This is a genomic window from Tannerella sp. (assembly GCF_052170195.1).
GTDB lineage: Bacteria > Bacteroidota > Bacteroidia > Bacteroidales > Tannerellaceae > Tannerella.
The window spans coordinates 17339-35525 of the sequence record NZ_JBQNAZ010000013.1 but is presented as its reverse complement, the minus strand read 5'-3'; the positions used below and the strand labels follow the sequence as shown (position 1 = coordinate 35525).

Below are 18187 nucleotides of genomic sequence, written 5' to 3'. Positions count from 1 at the left end.
ATTGTTTACTTAAAAACGATAAGAAAAAGAAATGACTCCCGACCTGTATGACTTCGAGAAAATGAAAGCTCGGTTTTCACGCTATCTGATTGAGAAAGGGATGCGGAAAACAACGGAGCGTTTCATGATTCTGGATCATATCTGCCGGATTCAGGGGCACTTCGATGTCGAGATGCTGCACAAACAGCTTGACGACGATCATTTCCATGTCAGCAGGGCCTCCATCTACAACACGATCGAGACCCTCATGGATGCGCATATCGTAATCCGTCATCAATTCACCGCGCAACTGGTACAGTACGAGCTGCACGATGCAGCCGCAACCCATCACCATGCGATATGCAGTTACTGTGGGGCGGTCAAGGAAATCAAAGACGAACGTCTCTCGGACGGAGTATCGCGTTTACGTACTCCGCGGTTCACGTACGAGTATCATTCGCTCTATGTTTACGGGATTTGTTCGAAATGCAAATTCCGGATAGCACACCGGAGCAAAAAGTCGGTCGCTACGTGAGAAACGGAAAAACAAACAAAAATAATATAAGAAGATGAAAGTAGATGTTCTTTTAGGTTTACAATGGGGCGACGAAGGTAAAGGAAAGGTCGTTGACGTATTGACACCGTCTTACGATGTGGTCGCACGTTTTCAGGGAGGCCCGAACGCCGGGCACACGCTCGAATTCGAAGGAAAGAAATATATCCTGCGCTCCATTCCGTCCGGTATTTTCCAGGGCGGTAAAATCAACATCATCGGAAACGGTGTCGTGCTCGACCCGTTATTGTTCAGAGAAGAAGCCGAGGCGTTGGCCGCCAGCGGATACGATATCCGGAAACAGCTGCGTATCTCGAAGAAAGCCCATCTGATCATGCCGACGCATCGAATCCTCGATCAGGCCAATGAAGCGGCCAAAGGCACCGGTAAAATCGGTACGACCGGCAAAGGCATCGGCCCGACCTACACGGATAAGATCAGCCGTAACGGGTTGCGTGTCGGGGATATTCTCCATGATTTTGAAAAGAAATATGCCGAAGCCAAACGCCGTCATGAAAATATGCTGCGTGCCATGAACTACGGATACAATATAGCCGATCTGGAAAAACCGTGGTTCGAAGCACTCGAATACCTGAAGCAATTCGAACTGATCGATAGCGAACATGAGATCAATGAATACCTGACCGAGGGCAAGTCGGTACTGGCCGAAGGGGCGCAAGGCACGATGCTCGACATCGACTTCGGTTCTTACCCGTTCGTTACGTCATCGAATACCGTCTGTGCCGGTTGTTGTACCGGACTCGGCATTTCTCCGCGAAATGTTGGCGAGGTGTACGGCATCTTCAAGGCTTATTGTACGCGTGTCGGAAGCGGTCCGTTCCCGACGGAGTTGAAAGACGAAACGGGCGAAGAGATGTGTCAGCGCGGATGCGAATTCGGCTCTGTTACCGGGCGTAAACGTCGTTGCGGATGGATCGACCTCATAGCGTTGCGGTATGCGATTATGATCAATGGTGTTAGCCGGCTTATCATGATGAAAAGCGATGTGCTGGATACGTTCGATACGATCAAGGCATGCGTCGCCTATCGGATCGATGGGAAGGAGGTGACCCGCTTCCCCTTTGAAGTGACGGAAACATCAACTACTCCTGTTTATACGGAGCTGCCCGGATGGAAAACAGATATGACAACAATGAAAAGTGAAGACGAATTTCCGGAAGAGTTTAATGCCTATCTCTCTTTCCTTGAAGAAGAGCTGGGTGTTCCCATCAAGATCGTATCCGTAGGACCTGACCGCGAACAGACGATTATCCGGTATACCGAGTGATTTTCCCGCATGCGTTTTCGGCAGGTAACTGACATTTTGTCGACTGGCACTGTTTTTGCATCAGAGCCGGTGATGATATAGTATTAACTTCAATTGTAGAAACGATGACTATGTATTCTTTATATTGGGTGCTCTTTATCGGCATTGCCGTCATCAGCTGGATTGTATCGGCCCGGATGCAGAGCAAGTTTAAAAAGTATTCTCAAATCCCGATGCCCAACGGCATGACGGGGAGAGAGGTGGCGGAAAAGATGCTGCGCGAAAACGGTATCACGGATGTGAAGGTGATCTCGGTGGCCGGTCAACTGACCGATCATTACAATCCGGTTAATAAGACCGTGAACCTCAGTGAACCGGTCTACGCAAGCAACAGCATTGCCGCCGCTGCCGTAGCGGCACACGAATGCGGGCACGCCGTACAGCACGCAACGGCTTACGGTCCTCTTAAGATGCGTTCGGCGCTTGTCCCTGTCGTCAGCTTTTCTTCCAATATCGTGCAGTGGGTACTGCTCGGAGGCATGCTGATGTTGAAAGCTTTTCCGCAGCTGCTGCTGATCGGCATCATCCTGTTTGCCGTGACGACGCTGTTTAGCTTCATCACCCTGCCCGTCGAAATCAATGCCAGCCGTCGTGCTCTGGCATGGCTGAAAACAGCCGGTATCACGAATTATCAGACGGACGGAATGGCCAAAGACGCGTTGCGCTCGGCAGCCTATACGTATGTCGTTGCCGCACTCGGATCGCTGGCGACTCTTTTGTATTACATCCTGATCTTTTTAGGAGGAAGACGAAATTAACGAATGGCACAGAAACCTTCTATTCCGAAAGGAACGCGCGACTTCTCGCCCGAAGAGATGGCCAAGCGCAACTATATATTTAATACGATTCGCGACGTTTATCATCTCTACGGCTTTCAACAGATTGAAACGCCCGCCATGGAAAATCTCTCCACCTTAATGGGAAAGTATGGCGAAGAGGGCGATCGTTTGCTGTTTAAAATTCTGAATTCCGGCGATTGTCTGGCGGGATTTACGGACGAGGAACTGCACGAAAAGAACGCCCTGAAGTTTGCGGCCAAAGCCTGTGAGAAAGGGTTACGTTATGATTTGACCGTACCCTTCGCCCGCTTTGTCGTGCAGCATCGCAACGATCTCTCGTTTCCGTTCAAGCGTTACCAGATACAGCCCGTATGGCGTGCCGACCGGCCGCAGAAAGGCCGCTATCGGGAGTTTTATCAGTGCGACGGCGATGTAGTCGGGTCGGATTCGTTGCTGAACGAGGTGGAATTTATCCAGATCATGGACGAAGTGTTCCGCCGTTTCGGCATACGGGTGTGTATTAAAATGAACAACCGCAAAATCCTGACCGGTATTGCCGAGATGATCCGTGAGGCGGATAAAATCACGGACATCACCGTGGCGATGGATAAGCTCGATAAGATCGGTCTCGACGGCGTTAACGACGAATTGCGGAGCAAGGGTATTTCGGAAGAAGCGATTGCGAAGTTGCAACCTGTTATCGTTATGAAAGGCGATAACCGCGAGAAAATGGCCGTGCTCAAAGAGATGCTCGCCGGATCCGAGACGGGTCTGAAAGGGATTGAAGAAACGGAATATATTCTGAATCATATCGAGACGTTGCCGCTTGCGGCCACGCTCGAAACCGACCTGACACTGGCGCGCGGACTGAACTATTATACCGGTACCATCTTCGAGGTGAAAGCCCTCGATGTAGAGATCGGCAGTATCACCGGCGGAGGTCGGTATGACAATCTGACGGGTGTGTTCGGGATGGACGGCATGTCGGGGGTCGGCATCTCGTTCGGAGCAGACCGGATCTACGACGTGCTCAACCAGCTCGACCTCTATCCGGCCGATTCGCTCAAAACGACGCAGGTCATGTTCGTCAACTTCGGCGAGAAAGAAGCGGCTTATCTGTTGCCTGTTATGGCACGGGTACGTGCGGCCGGCATACGTGCCGAACTGTACCCCGAAGCGGCGAAGATGAAGAAGCAGATGGGCTATGCCGATGCGAAAAAGATTCCGTTCGTAGCCCTCGTCGGCGAAAACGAAATGGTCGATGGGAAGATCAACCTCAAGAATATGCAGTCCGGCGAACAGGAATCCGTCGATACGGACGAACTGATTGAACGGCTGCTCGCGCGCGGATAAGCGTTCCGAAAAGTGAACGGAAGCATCGGCGGAACGAATGACCGACAAAAAAGAACCGAACGAGACATCTTGTCATATTCTTGGATTGAATTTCGGACGTATTGTCGGTAAAAGTGACAGATTGGAGGGGAAGATTGAATTTGGCACGGTATTCGTATTCGCATGGGCAGCAGATCAAACAAAATAGAAACAAATAAATATAGTATTAATAATTAAAACGTAGAAAACATGAATGTTAGACCATTAGCAGACAGAGTGCTGGTTAAGCCGGCAGAAGCTGAAGAAAAAACGGCGAGCGGAATCATTATCCCGGACTCGGCCAAGGAAAAACCGTTGAAAGGCGAAATTATCGCGGTCGGTAAAGGTACGAAAGACGAAGAGATGGTGTTGGCCCAGGGCGACCACGTGCTGTATGGCAAATATGCCGGTACGGAAATCGAACTCGACGGAGAGAAATACCTGATCATGCGTCAGTCCGACGTTTTAGCTATCATCTGATCAACCCAACGGAACATAAACGATTTAAAAAAATAATAACAAAATATCATGGCAAAAGAAATTAAATTCGACATGAATGCCCGCGACCTTCTGAAGAAAGGTGTGGACGAACTGGCAAATGCCGTTAAAGTAACATTAGGCCCGAAAGGTCGCAATGTGATTCTCGAAAAGAAATTCGGCGCTCCGCAAATCACCAAAGACGGTGTAACGGTGGCGAAAGAAATAGAACTCGCTTGTCCGTACGAAAACATGGGCGCGCAACTTGTGAAGGAAGTGGCTTCGAAAACGAACGACAAGGCCGGCGACGGTACGACGACCGCTACCGTTTTGGCACAGGCCATCATCGGGGTAGGGCTGAAAAACGTAACGGCCGGAGCCAATCCGATGGATTTGAAACGCGGTATCGACAAGGCTGTATCGAAAGTGGTAGAAAGCATCGCGTCGCAGTCCGAAGCGGTAGGTACGAACATGGAACGTATCGAGCATGTGGCTAAAATCTCGGCAAACGGCGACGAGAGCATCGGCAAGCTGATTGCCGAAGCGATGCAGAAGGTGAAGAAAGAAGGCGTCATCACGGTTGAAGAGGCCAAAGGAACGGAAACGACCGTGGAGGTTGTGGAAGGAATGCAGTTCGATCGCGGTTATATCTCCGCTTATTTCGTGACCGACACGGAAAAGATGGAAACGCAGTTCGAAAATCCGTACATCCTGATCTACGACAAAAAGATTTCGGTTTTGAAAGACCTGCTTCCCATTCTGGAACAAGTCGTTCAGTCGGGTCGCGCCTTGCTGATCATTGCCGAAGACATCGACAGCGAAGCCTTGGCTACGCTGGTAGTGAACCGTCTGCGCGGTGGGCTGAAAGTGTGCGCCGTGAAGGCTCCGGGCTTCGGCGACCGTCGTAAGGCGATGCTCGAAGATATTGCCATCTTGACAGGCGGAACGGTGATAACCGAAGAAAAAGGCATGAAACTGGAAGATGCCAAGATGGATATGCTCGGATCGGCCGACAAGATCACGGTGAACAAAGACAATACGACGATTGTGAAAGGGAACGGCGACAAGGCCGCGATCGAATCGCGTATCGGACAGATCAAGGCTCAGATCGAAACGACGACGTCGGACTATGACAAGGAGAAATTGCAGGAACGTCTGGCCAAGTTGGCAGGCGGAGTAGCGGTGCTCTACGTCGGCGCTCCTTCGGAAGTGGAAATGAAAGAGAAGAAAGACCGTGTAGACGACGCTCTGCATGCTACCCGCGCCGCGATCGAAGAAGGTACGGTGCCCGGTGGTGGAGTTGCTTATCTCCGCGCTATTTCGGTACTCGAAGGCCTCAAGGGTGAGAACGAAGATGAAACGACCGGTATCGAGATCGTGAAACGCGCCATCGAAGAGCCGTTGCGTCAGATCGTGAACAACGCCGGCAAGGAAGGCGCCGTAGTCGTGCAGAAGGTAAAAGAAGGCAAGGGCGCTTTCGGATACAACGCTCGCACCGATGTGTACGAAGACCTCTGTGAGGCCGGAGTCGTTGACCCTGCCAAAGTGACACGTATCGCCCTCGAAAATGCCGCGTCGATCGCCGGCATGTTCCTGACCACCGAATGTGTCGTAGCCGATAAGAAGGAAGAAACACCGGCTCCTCCGATGAACCCGGGCATGGGTGGCATGGGCGGAATGATGTAATTCCCGATCGCTATCGCAAAGTAATTAAACACAGGTATTGGTAGAAAAAGGCTGCCCCCCGGCGGAGTCATCGACTCTTCGCGGAAGGGGCAGCCTTCTTTATCAGATTACGTTTTTTTAAAATGAATGAATACGTAGCGTTTCGGGGTTGTAGAGACGCTCATATTAATTGTCAATGGTTAATTGTCAATTGTTATACCAGGCACATGATTCGGCGTGTACCACGCATAACAATTAACCATTGACAATTGAATTACGTTGATTCGCGCCCATTTGCGAAATTTGCGTTCGGACATAACACAAAAAAAGGGCGAACACAAGGTTCGCCCCTACATTGACTACCTTCCCTTGTCATTCAGAGCGAAGCGAAGAATCTCTTCCCTTTTCCCCGCGGGATTCCTCACTGTGTTCGGAATGACAAAGGGGGGTGTTCGGATACCGTGTACCCGGCATAACCATTAACCATTGACCATTAACAATTGAAAAACAGCCCTGAAAGGGCGAGATAATTCAGCCCAATGCGAAGCGTTGGGAAAACAGGCGACCCCCTCGGCGGAGGGCTGAAAGCCTGACGTAATCGTTAGCGTTCAGCCATCAGCAAACAGCGTTCGGTATGCCGCGTAGGGGTGAACCTCTGTGTTCGCCCGCGATAACAGCCCACAATTTATATGGTAGAGACGCGGTTCATCGCGTTTCTATGGCGAGATCGTCGAACGGAAATAAAGTTCGCTTAGGGTGAAAAATTTGCATCGGCGGGCAAAAAAAGCGATATTTGTCCGTCATTTAACATCCCGGAATGAAAGTTTGTATTGCAGAAAAGCCCAGTGTGGCGCGCGAGATTGCGGAAGTACTCGGAGCGAGGACAAGGAGAGAGGGCTATATCGAGGGGAACGGTTATCAGGTGTCGTGGACATACGGCCATCTCTGCACGCTTAAAGAACCGCACGATTATACGCCCGAATGGAAATCGTGGCGTCTGCAGTCGCTGCCCATGATTCCTCCGCGGTTCGGCATCAAGCTGATTCCGAGCGATAGCTACGAGAAGCAGTTCCGTATTCTCGAAAGCCTGATCCGGAACGCCGAGGCGGTCATCAACTGCGGGGATGCCGGTCAGGAAGGAGAGCTGATTCAGCGCTGGGTGATGCAGAAAGCCGGTTGCCGCTGCCCGGTCTATCGGCTGTGGATTTCGTCGCTGACGGAAGACGCCATCCGCGAAGGATTCAAGAACCTCAAAGACCAGTCCGACTATCAACGCCTCTACGAAGCGGGTCTCTCGCGTGCCATCGGCGACTGGCTGCTCGGGATGAATGCCACGCGCCTCTATACGCTTCGTTACGGGCAAAACAAACAGGTGCTTTCCATCGGACGCGTGCAGACTCCAACGCTGGCGCTGATCGTGAAACGGCAAAAGGAGATCGAGGACTTCGAGCCGGAGCCTTACTGGGAACTGAAAACGAGGTACCGCGAAACGACTTTTTCCGCTACGCAGGGCAAATTCGCCCGCAAGGAAGAGGGGCAGGCGTTGTTGGAGGCGGTAACAGACCGTCCGTTCGTCATAACCGGTGTGACGAAAAAGAAAGGAAAAGAAGCGCCTCCGCGTTTGTTCGACCTGACGTCGTTGCAGGTGGAATGCAACCGGAAATTCGCGTTCTCGGCCGAAGATACGTTGAAGCTCATTCAGTCGCTGTATGAAAAAAAGGTGACGACTTATCCGCGTGTCGATACGACGTTCCTGAGCGATGATCTCTACCCGAAAATCCCGAATATGCTCAAAGGACTGACCGATTATGTGAGTCTTACGGCTCCGCTGCTGTCGGCCCCGATCCGGAAAAGCAAAAAAGTGTTCGATAACACCAAAGTGACGGATCACCATGCCATCGTGCCTACCGGTGTGCCGGCGCGCAACCTGACGGACCCTGAACGGAAAGTCTACGATCTGGTGGCACGCCGCTTTATCGCCGCGTTCTATTCCGATTGTGAGATTTCTACGACCACCGTCTTGGGAGAGGTCGAGAAGGTCGGTTTTAAAGCAACCGGCAAGCAGATCCTGAAACCGGGGTGGCGCGTTGTCTTTGAGAAAGAAGCGCAAGAAACCGTCGAAGGCGAACCGGCCGCGGAGGAGAATAATGTGCTGCCCGACTTCGTGAAAGGAGAGAGCGGGCCGCATCAGCCGGATTTCGCGGAGAAATGGACGACTCCGCCCAAGCCCTATACCGAGGCGACTTTGCTCCGTGCGATGGAAACGGCCGGGAAATTCGTGGAGGATGAGGAACTGCGCGATGCTCTCAAAGAGAATGGCATTGGCCGTCCTTCTACGCGGGCGGCGATCATCGAAACGCTTTTCAAACGCAACTACATCCGTAAGGAACGTAAGAATCTGTCGGCCACTGCTACGGGAGTCGAGCTGATCGGTATCATTCGTGACGAGTTGCTTAAAAGCGCCGAACTGACAGGGCAATGGGAGAAGAAACTGCGTCAGATCGAGCAGGGCGTTTATCAGGCCGAAGCGTTTCTCGACGAGCTGAAGCAGATGGTCGGGCAGATAGTGCGGAACGTCCGTACCGACCGTGCTACGACTACGATTACGATTGAAGAAACGGCTTTCGGCTCCAAAGAGGAGAAGAAGGCAAAAACCTCCGCGAAAGAAAAACCGGCGAAACCGAAACGAAAGAAACCGGCGACCGTCGCTCGGGATACGGTGTCAGCCAATTGCCCGCCTACCTGTCCGATTTGCGGGAAAGGAACTTTGCTGCGCGGGAAAACGGCTTACGGATGCTCCGAATATAAAAGCGGCTGTACGTTTCGCCTGTCTTACGAGCAGCATGGAAAAGACCTGAGCGATGAAGAATTGGAAGCCGTCGCGCGGAAACAATCGTCCGCCCGTCGTCAGGCATAAGAAAAGCAGAGGGATATATCAGGGGTTAAATTCTTTTAGCTTCGTCTTCAATTCCTGACGGGCAAAGAAGATCCGGCTCTTAACCGTTCCTAAGGGGATGTGCAGCGCCTCGGCGATCTCGTGGTAGCGATAACCGCTCACATACATCGAGAAAGGAGCTTTCAGCTCTTCGTTCAGCGAGTCTATGGCCGTCGTAATTTCCTGAAGCTGATATGCGCCGTCGGGCGTCTCGAAGTTCGAGTCGTTCGCAACATTCAGATTATATAAATCGATATCTTGTTCAACGACAGTCTGCGTACGCAACACACGGTGATAATTATTGATGAAAATATTGCGCATCACGGTCAGCACCCAACCCTTGAAATTCCGGTTGTCCGCATATTTCTCCCGATTGTCTAAAACCTTGAGCGATGTCTCCTGCAACAAATCCTGCGCATCCTCACGATTGGCCGTCAACATCAATGCAAAATTCATCATATTCTCTTGCATGTTCAATAGTCTCTTCTGAAACTGTGACGTGTTCATTGTCATTTTCTTTTAACAATTATCGGTGGCAAACATAAATCATTATTTCGAGCCAATCTTCCGGGTTTTGTTTTTATTAACGTATTCGATAGAGATTTAGCTTTTTTTGGATAGTCTGAGGCTGTTATAAATACCATGTTATCCGAGTAAATCGGCCGATCCGAACGAGAGAGGGAGTAAAGACTCTGCCGAGTCGAGCCGGCAAAACTCCGAACGTCCGCACATCCAGACCTGCATAGGGCGCCGGTAACGCTGCTCTGTCTCGAGCAAAACCTGACGGCATGCTCCGCACGGACTGATTTTCTCCTGTACTTCCCCGTCTTTCAACGCTACGAGGAAAAGCGCTTTTACCGGCAGGTCGGGATATTGTGCCCCGGCGGCAAACAATGTTGTCCGCTCGGCACAGAGCCCCGACGGGTAAGCCGCATTCTCCTGATTGCTTCCCGATACTAACGTACCGTCTTCAAGCACGGCTACCGCACCGACCTGAAAACGCGAATACGGTGCGTATGCTTTCTTTGCCGCTTCGATCGCCGCCGCCATCCATCGCTTTTCGTCATCGCCTAAATCGGCTATCAACCCGCGATGCACGCGTATCTCTACTTTTTGAATCTTTTCCATGAGCATGTCATTGTTCTTGTGTTACGTTGTCGACAGACAAATGTACGGAATAATATCGGATATTCATATATAATAAGGGTACGTACAAGAAGCTTTTGCGGTTTTTAGATAATTAACAGAGCGAAAACGGTAAGTGTTGCGGGAAGTCGTATCTTTGCCACCGAATTGGACGTGGATAGATTTGTATGGCTTGCAACCACGGGAAAAAATGCTAAAAAATGAAGATTCTTTCCTGCTGTTCGGCCACGCGGCTCCATCCGTAAGTTCGGTTCGTAATAAGATGTTTTATTTTTAATAGATCAATAATGAGTTATTTATTTACCTCCGAATCGGTGTCTGAAGGACACCCCGATAAGGTAGCCGATCAGATTTCGGATGCCTTGCTGGATGAATTTTTGGCGTATGACAAAGATTCGAAAGTTGCGTGCGAAACGCTGGTAACGACCGGTCAGGTTGTGCTGGCAGGAGAAGTAAAATCGAAAGCCTATGTCGATGTGCAGGACGTGGCTCGTCGGGTAATCGAACAGATCGGTTATACGAAAAGCGAGTATCAGTTCGAGGCTAAGTCGTGTGGCGTGTTATCGGCCATTCATGAACAGAGTGGCGACATCAATCGTGGTGTGGAGCGCTCCGATCCCTACGAACAGGGCGCCGGTGATCAGGGAATGATGTTCGGATATGCGACGAACGAAACGGCAAACTATATGCCGCTGGCGTTAGATCTTTCGCACAGTTTGCTGCTTGAGCTTGCCGCAATTCGTAAAAATGAGCTTGAGAAGATGCCGTATCTTCGTCCCGATGCAAAAAGTCAGGTGACGATCGAATACGATGACCACGGCAAGCCGCTGCGTATTGATACGATTGTCGTTTCTACCCAGCACGACGAGTTTATTACGGCCGGCAACGGTCGCTCACAGGAAGAGGCCGACGCTGCCATGCAGCAGAAAATTGCCGAAGATGTGAAAGCCATTCTTATTCCGCGTGTCAAGGCTCAATATCCCGAGCATGTGCAGGCTCTGTTCAACGACCAGATCAAGTATTTCGTCAACCCGACAGGTAAGTTCGTGATTGGCGGACCTCATGGCGATACGGGACTGACAGGGCGTAAGATCATCGTCGATACGTATGGCGGTAAAGGAGCACATGGTGGTGGCGCTTTCTCGGGTAAGGATCCTTCGAAAGTCGATCGTTCGGCTGCCTATGCGGCGCGTCATATCGCTAAGAACCTTGTGGCGGCGGGTGTCGCCGATGAAATGTTGGTGCAAGTTTCGTATGCCATCGGTGTGAATAAGCCGATGAATATTTTTGTCAATACGTTTGGGCGGTCGAATGTGAAACTCAGCGACGGGGAAATCGCCGATAAGATTTGGGAGCTCTTCGATATGCGTCCCAAGGCTATCGAAGATCGCCTGAAACTGCGTCATCCGATTTATCTGGAAACAGCTTCGTACGGACATATGGGACGTACTCCTCAGACAGTTCGAAAAACATTCCATTCGCGCTATAGTGCGGAACCCGTGGTTTGCGACGTGGAATTGTTTACTTGGGAGAAACTTGACTATACGGACAAGGTGAAAGCGGCTTTCGGTCTTTAATAAGCCGGTGGTTGTTCGGATCAATAAAAGAGCTGTCTCAAAAAAAAACGAGGCGGCTCTTTTTATTCGTAAGGAGTCCTTTATTACGAACGGAGTGAGAGTTTTGTGGATGTGTAAGGCCGGAAGGTGTTGTGCGCTATAAATATAAGGCTTGAAAAGTTTGCGCAGTGTCGTTCTACGATTGCTTTCGGTGAAGCATATCTTCATCTTATACGTTACATAATGTAGAGAATATCGCGATTCCGTCTACAAAAAAGGGGGCTTGGAAATTGGAATGTCGTTCCGTCGCGAACGGATGTACTGTGGTTGTTGAAAATTTTTTTAGCGATTCGTTCGGTTGAACAAAGGCATTGAAATCCAATTTTTTTGAGGAAATACTTGTCGGATAAAAAAAAGTCTGTATCTTTGCAACCCGAATTTGGAAAAGTGTAAACAAATATAATAGTGTTTAAATAGTAGAAAAATGCCTACAATTCAGCAATTAGTAAGAAAAGGAAGGGAGACGTTGGCGGTGAAAGGTAAGTCACCTGCACTGGATGCGTGTCCTCAAAGAAGAGGTGTTTGCGTGCGTGTGTATACGACCACGCCGAAGAAGCCGAATTCCGCGATGCGTAAAGTTGCCCGTGTTCGTTTGACGAATCACAAAGAGGTGAACTCGTATATTCCCGGAGAAGGCCATAACTTGCAAGAACACTCGATTGTGATGGTACGTGGCGGCCGTGTAAAAGATTTGCCGGGTGTGCGTTATCATATCGTGCGTGGGACATTGGATACGGCCGGAGTAGCTGGGCGTACGCAACGTCGTTCGAAGTATGGGGCGAAACGTCCGAAGGCAGGTGCCGCGAAGAAGTAATATTTTGAAAAGAGAGAAGAGTTTACGAGTTAGAAATTTTATAATCGGTTTTTAGTTATTGGGGTAAAAGAAATTGATGAATGAGGGTTGAGTAAATGGTTCGGAGGAGCCGTTGAAGACAGTAAGAAATCAACAACCAAGAACAAGAACGAAAATTCTGAAAACAAAATGAGAAAATCAAAGCCTAAAAAACGGCAGGTTCTCCCGGATCCTGTCTATGGTGATGTTCGGGTTACAAAGTTTGTAAACCATTTGATGTACGACGGTAAGAAAACCGTATCGTATGAGATATTCTATTCCGCATTGGAGCGTGTTAAAGCCAAGATGCCGAATGAAGAAAAGTCAGCGCTCGAAATCTGGAAAGCAGCGCTCGAGAACATAACTCCTCAGGTCGAAGTAAAGTCCCGCCGTGTGGGTGGTGCCACTTTTCAAGTGCCGACCGAGATCCGCCCGGATCGTAAGGAGTCCATTTCAATGAAAAATTTAATAGAGTACGCTCGCAAACGTGGCGGAAAATCCATGTCTGAAAAATTGAGCGCTGAAATCGTAGATGCGTTCAACAGTCAGGGTGGTGCCTTCAAACGTAAGGAAGATATGCATCGTATGGCAGAAGCCAACCGTGCTTTTGCTTATTTCCGCTTTTAATGTTTAATGAGAGAAAGAAGATGAGCAAAGCAGATGCAACATTGAAAAATACGCGTAATATTGGCATTATGGCCCATATCGACGCGGGAAAAACGACCACTTCGGAACGTATTCTGTTTTATACCGGTCTGACGCATAAAATCGGAGAAGTGCACGATGGCGCCGCTACGATGGACTGGATGGAACAGGAGCAGGAGCGAGGGATAACCATTACCTCCGCTGCAACGACAGCGTTCTGGAATTACAACAACGAGAGATTTAAAATCAACTTGATAGATACTCCGGGTCACGTTGACTTTACGGTCGAGGTGGAACGTTCGCTGCGTATCCTTGACGGTGCAGTGGCTGCGTTCTGCGCCGTGGGTGGAGTAGAGCCGCAGTCGGAAACGGTGTGGCGTCAGGCCGATAAATATAATGTGCCGCGTATCGGATACGTAAACAAGATGGACCGTTCGGGAGCGAATTTCTTCGAAGTGGTTCGTCAGGTGCGTGACGTGTTGGGGGCAACGCCTTGTCCGATCCAGATTCCGATCGGTGCCGAAGAAAACTTCAAAGGTGTGATCGATCTCGTGACCATGAAGGCTGTTTTCTGGCACGATGAAACGATGGGCGCCCAATATGAAGTGGAAGAAATCCCGTCAGAGCTTCTGGCTGAGGCGCAGGAATGGCGCGATAAAATGCTCGAAGCCGTAGCCGAGTGTGATGACGCGGTAATGGAAAAATATTTCGACGATCCTTCCACAATTACGGAAGATGAGCTTCGTGTGGCCATCCGTAAAGGGACGATCGATATGAAGATCAATCCGATGATCTGTGGTTCGTCGTTTAAGAATAAAGGAGTGCAGACGCTGCTCGATGCCGTTTGCTCATACTTGCCGAGTCCGGATGATACGCCGGCTGTTACAGGCCATGATCCGCGCAACCCGGATGTTACCATCGAGCGCAAGCCGACGCCCGAAGAACCGCTCACGGCTTTGGCGTTTAAGATCGCTACGGACCCGTATGTGGGCCGTCTCTGCTATTTCCGCGTGTATTCGGGTGAGATTGCGGCAGGTTCTTATGTGTTGAATACGCGTTCCGAAAAGAAAGAACGTATTTCACGTCTGTTCCAGATGCACTCGAACAAGCAGAACCCGATGGAGAAAATCGGCTGCGGTGATATCGGTGCCGGAGTAGGTTTTAAAGATATACGTACCGGTGATACGCTGTGTGACGAAAATAATCCGATCACGCTCGAATCGATTGAATTCCCTGATCCGGTGATTGGTGTGGCGGTAGAGCCGAAAACACAGAAAGACCTTGATAAACTTGGAGCCGGACTGGCCAAGCTGGCGGAAGAAGACCCGACGTTCCGTGTGGAAACAAACGAAGAAACCGGTCAGACCGTCATTCGTGGTATGGGTGAGCTTCACCTCGAAATTATCGTAGACCGTCTGCGTCGCGAGTTCAAGGTGGAATGTAATCAGGGTCGTCCTTTGGTGTCGTACAAAGAAGCGATTACGCAGTCTGTTGAGTTACGCGAAGTATACAAAAAACAAACAGGAGGTCGTGGTAAGTTTGCCGATATTATTGTTCGCATCGAACCGGCAGACGAAACATTTGAGGGACATTTGCAATTCGTTGACGAAGTAAAGGGCGGAAACGTGCCGAAAGAATTTATTCCTTCCGTACAGAAAGGATTTGAGAAAGCGATGACGAATGGTGTATTGGCCGGTTACCCGTTGGATAAGCTGAAGGTGACGTTGATCGACGGTTCGTACCACCCGGTTGACTCCGACCAGTTATCGTTCGAGATCTGTGCGATTCAGGCATTCAAGAGTGCGGCGGAAAAAGCCGGTCCTGTCCTGATGGAACCGATCATGAAACTCGAAGTCGTAACGCCCGAAGAGAATATGGGGGATGTAATTGGCGACTTGAACAAACGTCGTGGCAATGTGGAAGGTATGGAGTCGAGCCGTACGGGTACCCGTATTGTTAAAGCAAAAGTACCGTTGGCCGAAACATTCGGTTACGTAACGGCTTTGCGTACGATTACGTCCGGTCGTGCTACTTCGTCCATGCAATTCTCGCACTACGCACAAGTATCGTCGTCGATTGCCAAGCAAGTGCTGACCGAAGTACAAGGGCGGGTTGATTTAGTCAAATAATATTAGAAACTAACGATATGAGCCAAAAAATCAGAATTAAATTGAAATCTTACGATTACTCGCTGGTCGACAAGTCGTCCGAGAAAATCGTCAAGACTGTGAAGGCTACCGGAGCGGTCGTAAGCGGACCTATTCCGCTGCCGACTCACAAACGGATTTTTACCGTAAACCGCTCGACATTCGTGAACAAAAAGTCACGTGAGCAGTTTGAACTGTCGTCTTACAAACGTTTGATAGACATTTACAGCTCGACAGCCAAAACGGTAGATGCTTTGATGAAGCTGGAATTGCCCAGTGGAGTGGAAGTAGAGATTAAAGTGTAAAATTAAAAACAGAGTGAAATGCCAGGATTATTAGGAAAAAAAATCGGAATGACATCCGTATTCAGTGCCGAGGGAAAGAATCTTCCATGCACTGTTATCGAAGTAGGTCCTTGTGTGGTTACACAGATTAAGACAATGGAAAAGGACGGCTATGAGGCGATTCAGTTGGGCTTTCAGGAAAAGAAAGAAAAGCATACGACGAAGCCGGAAGCCGGTCATTTCAAGAAAGCAGGCGTAGCCCCGCAGAGACACTTGGCCGAGTTCAAGAATTTTGATGCCGAGTATAAGCTCGGAGATGTACTTACCGTAGACTTTTTGAATGATGCGACCTTTGTAGATGTGATCGGCACATCGAAGGGAAAAGGATTTCAGGGAGTCGTGAAACGCCACGGTTTTGGTGGTGTAGGTCAGACCACGCATGGTCAGCACAATCGTGCGCGTAAACCGGGTGCTATTGGTGCCTGTTCGTATCCGGCGAAGGTCTTCAAAGGTACACGCATGGGCGGACAGATGGGAAATGTACGCGTAACGGTTCAAAACCTTGAAGTAATCAAAGTGATGCCGGAGAACAACTTGCTGTTGGTGAAGGGTTCTATTCCGGGTGCAAAAGGTTCAATCGTATTAATTGAGAAGTAAGGCAATGAAACTAAACGTATTTAACAGGAAAGGGGAAGAAACCGGCAGAACGGTTGAACTCAGCGATGCAGTGTTTGGTATTGAGCCGAATGATCATGCGATCTATTTGGATGTGAAACAATATATGGCGAATAATCGCCAAGGGACACATAAATCGAAAGAAAGAAGCGAGGTGTCGGGAAGTACCCGTAAACTTATTCGCCAGAAAGGTAGTGGTGGAGCTCGCCGCGGTGATATCAATTCGCCGGTATTGGTCGGTGGAGGTCGTGTATTCGGACCGAAGCCGCGCGATTATAGCTTTAAACTGAATAAGAAAGTGAAAGCGTTAGCCCGCCGTTCGGCTCTTTCGTATAAGGCAAAAGAGAACTCGATTATGGTTCTTGAAGACTTTACGATGGATACTCCGAAAACGAAAGACTTCCTTTCGATGTTGAAAGTCTTGAAGTTGGATGGGAAGAAGATGCTGCTGGTTTTGCCGGAAAGCAATCATTTCGTATCTTTGTCGGCTCGTAATCTGCCGCGTGCGAAGGTAATAGCCGCGTCGGATTTAAACACATACAAAGTGATGGATGCTGCGAACTTGGTGTTTACAGAACAGTCTGTCGCTGTCATTGAGAAACTTTTAAACGCATAAGGAGGGAATAAAGATGGGAATTATCATTAAGCCGATCGTAACCGAGAAGCAGACTGCAGTTACAGATAAGAAGCCTAACCGCTTTGGTTTCCGTGTTTCTCCGGATGCGAATAAATTAGAGATAAAGAAGGCTGTTGAGGAGATGTATAACGTAAGCGTAGAGAGCGTGAATACGATGAATTACTCGGGAAAGCGCAAGAGCCGTTATACGAAATCCGGAATCATCAACGGAAAACAGGCAGCCTATAAGAAAGCAATTGTAACATTGAAAGAAGGAGAAGTCATCGACTTTTTCAGTAACATTTGATAGGAAATGGGAATACGTAAATTGAAGCCCACATCACCGGGGCAAAGACACAAAGTTATCGGTGCATTTGATAAGATCACTGCAAGTACACCGGAGAAGTCTCTCGTAGTCGGGAAAAAGAGAACGGGCGGCCGTAACAACACCGGAAAAATGACAATGCGTTATATCGGTGGCGGTCACAAGCGTCGTTTTCGTTTTATTGATTTCAAGAGAAGCAAAGATGGCATTCCTGCAACCGTGAAGTCGATTGAGTACGATCCCAACCGGACGTCTCGTATCGCCCTGTTGTATTATGCTGACGGAGACAAGAGTTACATCGTCGCTCCGAATGGTTTGGAAGTAGGCCAGACAGTGATGTCCGGAAAGGATGCAACGCCGGAAGTCGGCAATGCTTTGCCGATGCAGAGCATCCCTGTCGGTTCGATTATTCATAACATCGAACTTCGTCCGGGACAAGGAGCGAAGTTGGTTCGTTCGGCTGGTGCATTTGCTCAGTTGACATCGAAAGAAGGTGATTATGCCATCATCAAGATGCCTTCGGGCGAAACCCGTAAGATCTTGTCGGCATGTAAAGCGACCGTAGGTAGCGTCGGCAACTCGGACCATGCCTTGGAGAAATCCGGGAAAGCAGGACGCTCGAGATGGCTCGGCCGTCGTCCGCACAACCGTGGTGTCGTGATGAACCCGGTAGATCACCCGATGGGTGGTGGTGAAGGACGTGCCTCCGGAGGTCTTCCCCGTTCTCGCAAGGGCTTATATGCTAAGGGCATGAAGACGAGAGCACCGAAGAAGCCGTCTTCCAAGTATATCATTGAAAGAAGAAAGAAGTAAAA

Annotated in this window: 18 protein-coding genes; 16 read left to right on the top strand and 2 right to left on the bottom strand. The window is 49.6% G+C overall.

What is annotated here, in order from left to right:
* Nucleotides 1-31: 31 nt before the first annotated feature.
* The 7 genes from ACTTKA_RS05535 to ACTTKA_RS05505 all read left to right on the top strand — a co-directional run bounded on the left by ACTTKA_RS05535 (nt 32) and on the right by ACTTKA_RS05505 (nt 9068).
* The gene (locus ACTTKA_RS05535) at nt 32-514 is read left to right on the top strand and encodes a Fur family transcriptional regulator (RefSeq protein WP_442724258.1); all 483 of its coding nucleotides are present in this window, start codon (nt 32-34) and stop codon (nt 512-514) included.
* 34 nt (nt 515-548) lie between these two features.
* Complete coding sequence (locus tag ACTTKA_RS05530) at nt 549-1820, top strand: adenylosuccinate synthase (RefSeq protein ID WP_279172744.1); 1272 nt, start codon at nt 549-551, stop codon at nt 1818-1820.
* Between the two features lie 110 nt (nt 1821-1930).
* Nucleotides 1931-2617 (top strand): zinc metallopeptidase, encoded by a 687-nt coding sequence (locus ACTTKA_RS05525; RefSeq protein WP_442724270.1) that lies wholly within the window; start codon nt 1931-1933, stop codon nt 2615-2617.
* Between the two features lie 3 nt (nt 2618-2620).
* Entirely contained in the window at nt 2621-3991 is a 1371-nt protein-coding gene (hisS, locus tag ACTTKA_RS05520; RefSeq protein ID WP_442724257.1) for a histidine--tRNA ligase, read from the top strand.
* A 228-nt stretch (nt 3992-4219) separates the two neighbouring features.
* Nucleotides 4220-4489: a co-chaperone GroES gene (gene groES / locus ACTTKA_RS05515; RefSeq protein ID WP_442714292.1), complete on the top strand. Its 270-nt coding sequence runs from the start codon at nt 4220-4222 to the stop codon at nt 4487-4489.
* 48 nt (nt 4490-4537) lie between these two features.
* Nucleotides 4538-6172, top strand: coding sequence for a chaperonin GroEL (groL, locus tag ACTTKA_RS05510; RefSeq protein ID WP_442724256.1), 1635 nt, complete (start codon nt 4538-4540; stop codon nt 6170-6172).
* A gap of 796 nt (nt 6173-6968) precedes the next feature.
* A complete protein-coding gene (locus ACTTKA_RS05505) occupies nt 6969-9068 on the top strand; it encodes a DNA topoisomerase 3 (RefSeq protein WP_442724255.1) in 2100 nt (699 codons plus the stop codon).
* A gap of 18 nt (nt 9069-9086) precedes the next feature.
* On the opposite strand, the gene ACTTKA_RS05500 is transcribed toward ACTTKA_RS05505, so the two are convergent.
* Nucleotides 9087-9593: an RNA polymerase sigma factor gene (locus ACTTKA_RS05500; RefSeq protein WP_442724254.1), complete on the bottom strand. Its 507-nt coding sequence runs from the start codon at nt 9591-9593 to the stop codon at nt 9087-9089.
* 138 nt (nt 9594-9731) lie between these two features.
* Complete coding sequence (locus ACTTKA_RS05495) at nt 9732-10214, bottom strand: cytidine deaminase (protein WP_442724253.1); 483 nt, start codon at nt 10212-10214, stop codon at nt 9732-9734.
* 305 nt (nt 10215-10519) lie between these two features.
* Here ACTTKA_RS05495 and metK point away from each other — a divergent pair, with 305 nt between their 5' ends.
* The 9 genes from metK (at nt 10520) to rplB (ending at nt 18185) form a co-directional block, all read left to right on the top strand.
* Nucleotides 10520-11809 (top strand): methionine adenosyltransferase, encoded by a 1290-nt coding sequence (gene metK, locus ACTTKA_RS05490; RefSeq protein ID WP_442724252.1) that lies wholly within the window; start codon nt 10520-10522, stop codon nt 11807-11809.
* A 463-nt stretch (nt 11810-12272) separates the two neighbouring features.
* Nucleotides 12273-12662: a 30S ribosomal protein S12 gene (gene rpsL, locus ACTTKA_RS05485; protein WP_124752228.1), complete on the top strand. Its 390-nt coding sequence runs from the start codon at nt 12273-12275 to the stop codon at nt 12660-12662.
* A gap of 168 nt (nt 12663-12830) precedes the next feature.
* On the top strand, nt 12831-13307 hold the full coding sequence (rpsG, locus tag ACTTKA_RS05480) for a 30S ribosomal protein S7 (protein WP_041591184.1): 477 nt from the start codon (nt 12831-12833) through the stop codon (nt 13305-13307).
* Nucleotides 13308-13327: 20 nt separating this feature from the next.
* A complete protein-coding gene (gene fusA, locus ACTTKA_RS05475) occupies nt 13328-15454 on the top strand; it encodes an elongation factor G (RefSeq protein WP_442724251.1) in 2127 nt (708 codons plus the stop codon).
* 17 nt (nt 15455-15471) lie between these two features.
* Nucleotides 15472-15777, top strand: coding sequence for a 30S ribosomal protein S10 (rpsJ, locus tag ACTTKA_RS05470; RefSeq protein WP_014224894.1), 306 nt, complete (start codon nt 15472-15474; stop codon nt 15775-15777).
* A gap of 18 nt (nt 15778-15795) precedes the next feature.
* Entirely contained in the window at nt 15796-16413 is a 618-nt protein-coding gene (gene rplC / locus ACTTKA_RS05465; RefSeq protein WP_014224895.1) for a 50S ribosomal protein L3, read from the top strand.
* A 4-nt stretch (nt 16414-16417) separates the two neighbouring features.
* Nucleotides 16418-17047 (top strand): 50S ribosomal protein L4, encoded by a 630-nt coding sequence (rplD, locus tag ACTTKA_RS05460; protein WP_124752226.1) that lies wholly within the window; start codon nt 16418-16420, stop codon nt 17045-17047.
* Nucleotides 17048-17060: 13 nt separating this feature from the next.
* Nucleotides 17061-17354: a 50S ribosomal protein L23 gene (rplW, locus tag ACTTKA_RS05455; RefSeq protein ID WP_442714479.1), complete on the top strand. Its 294-nt coding sequence runs from the start codon at nt 17061-17063 to the stop codon at nt 17352-17354.
* A gap of 6 nt (nt 17355-17360) precedes the next feature.
* The gene (gene rplB, locus ACTTKA_RS05450; protein WP_442724250.1) at nt 17361-18185 is read left to right on the top strand and encodes a 50S ribosomal protein L2; all 825 of its coding nucleotides are present in this window, start codon (nt 17361-17363) and stop codon (nt 18183-18185) included.
* Nucleotides 18186-18187 lie beyond the last annotated feature (2 nt).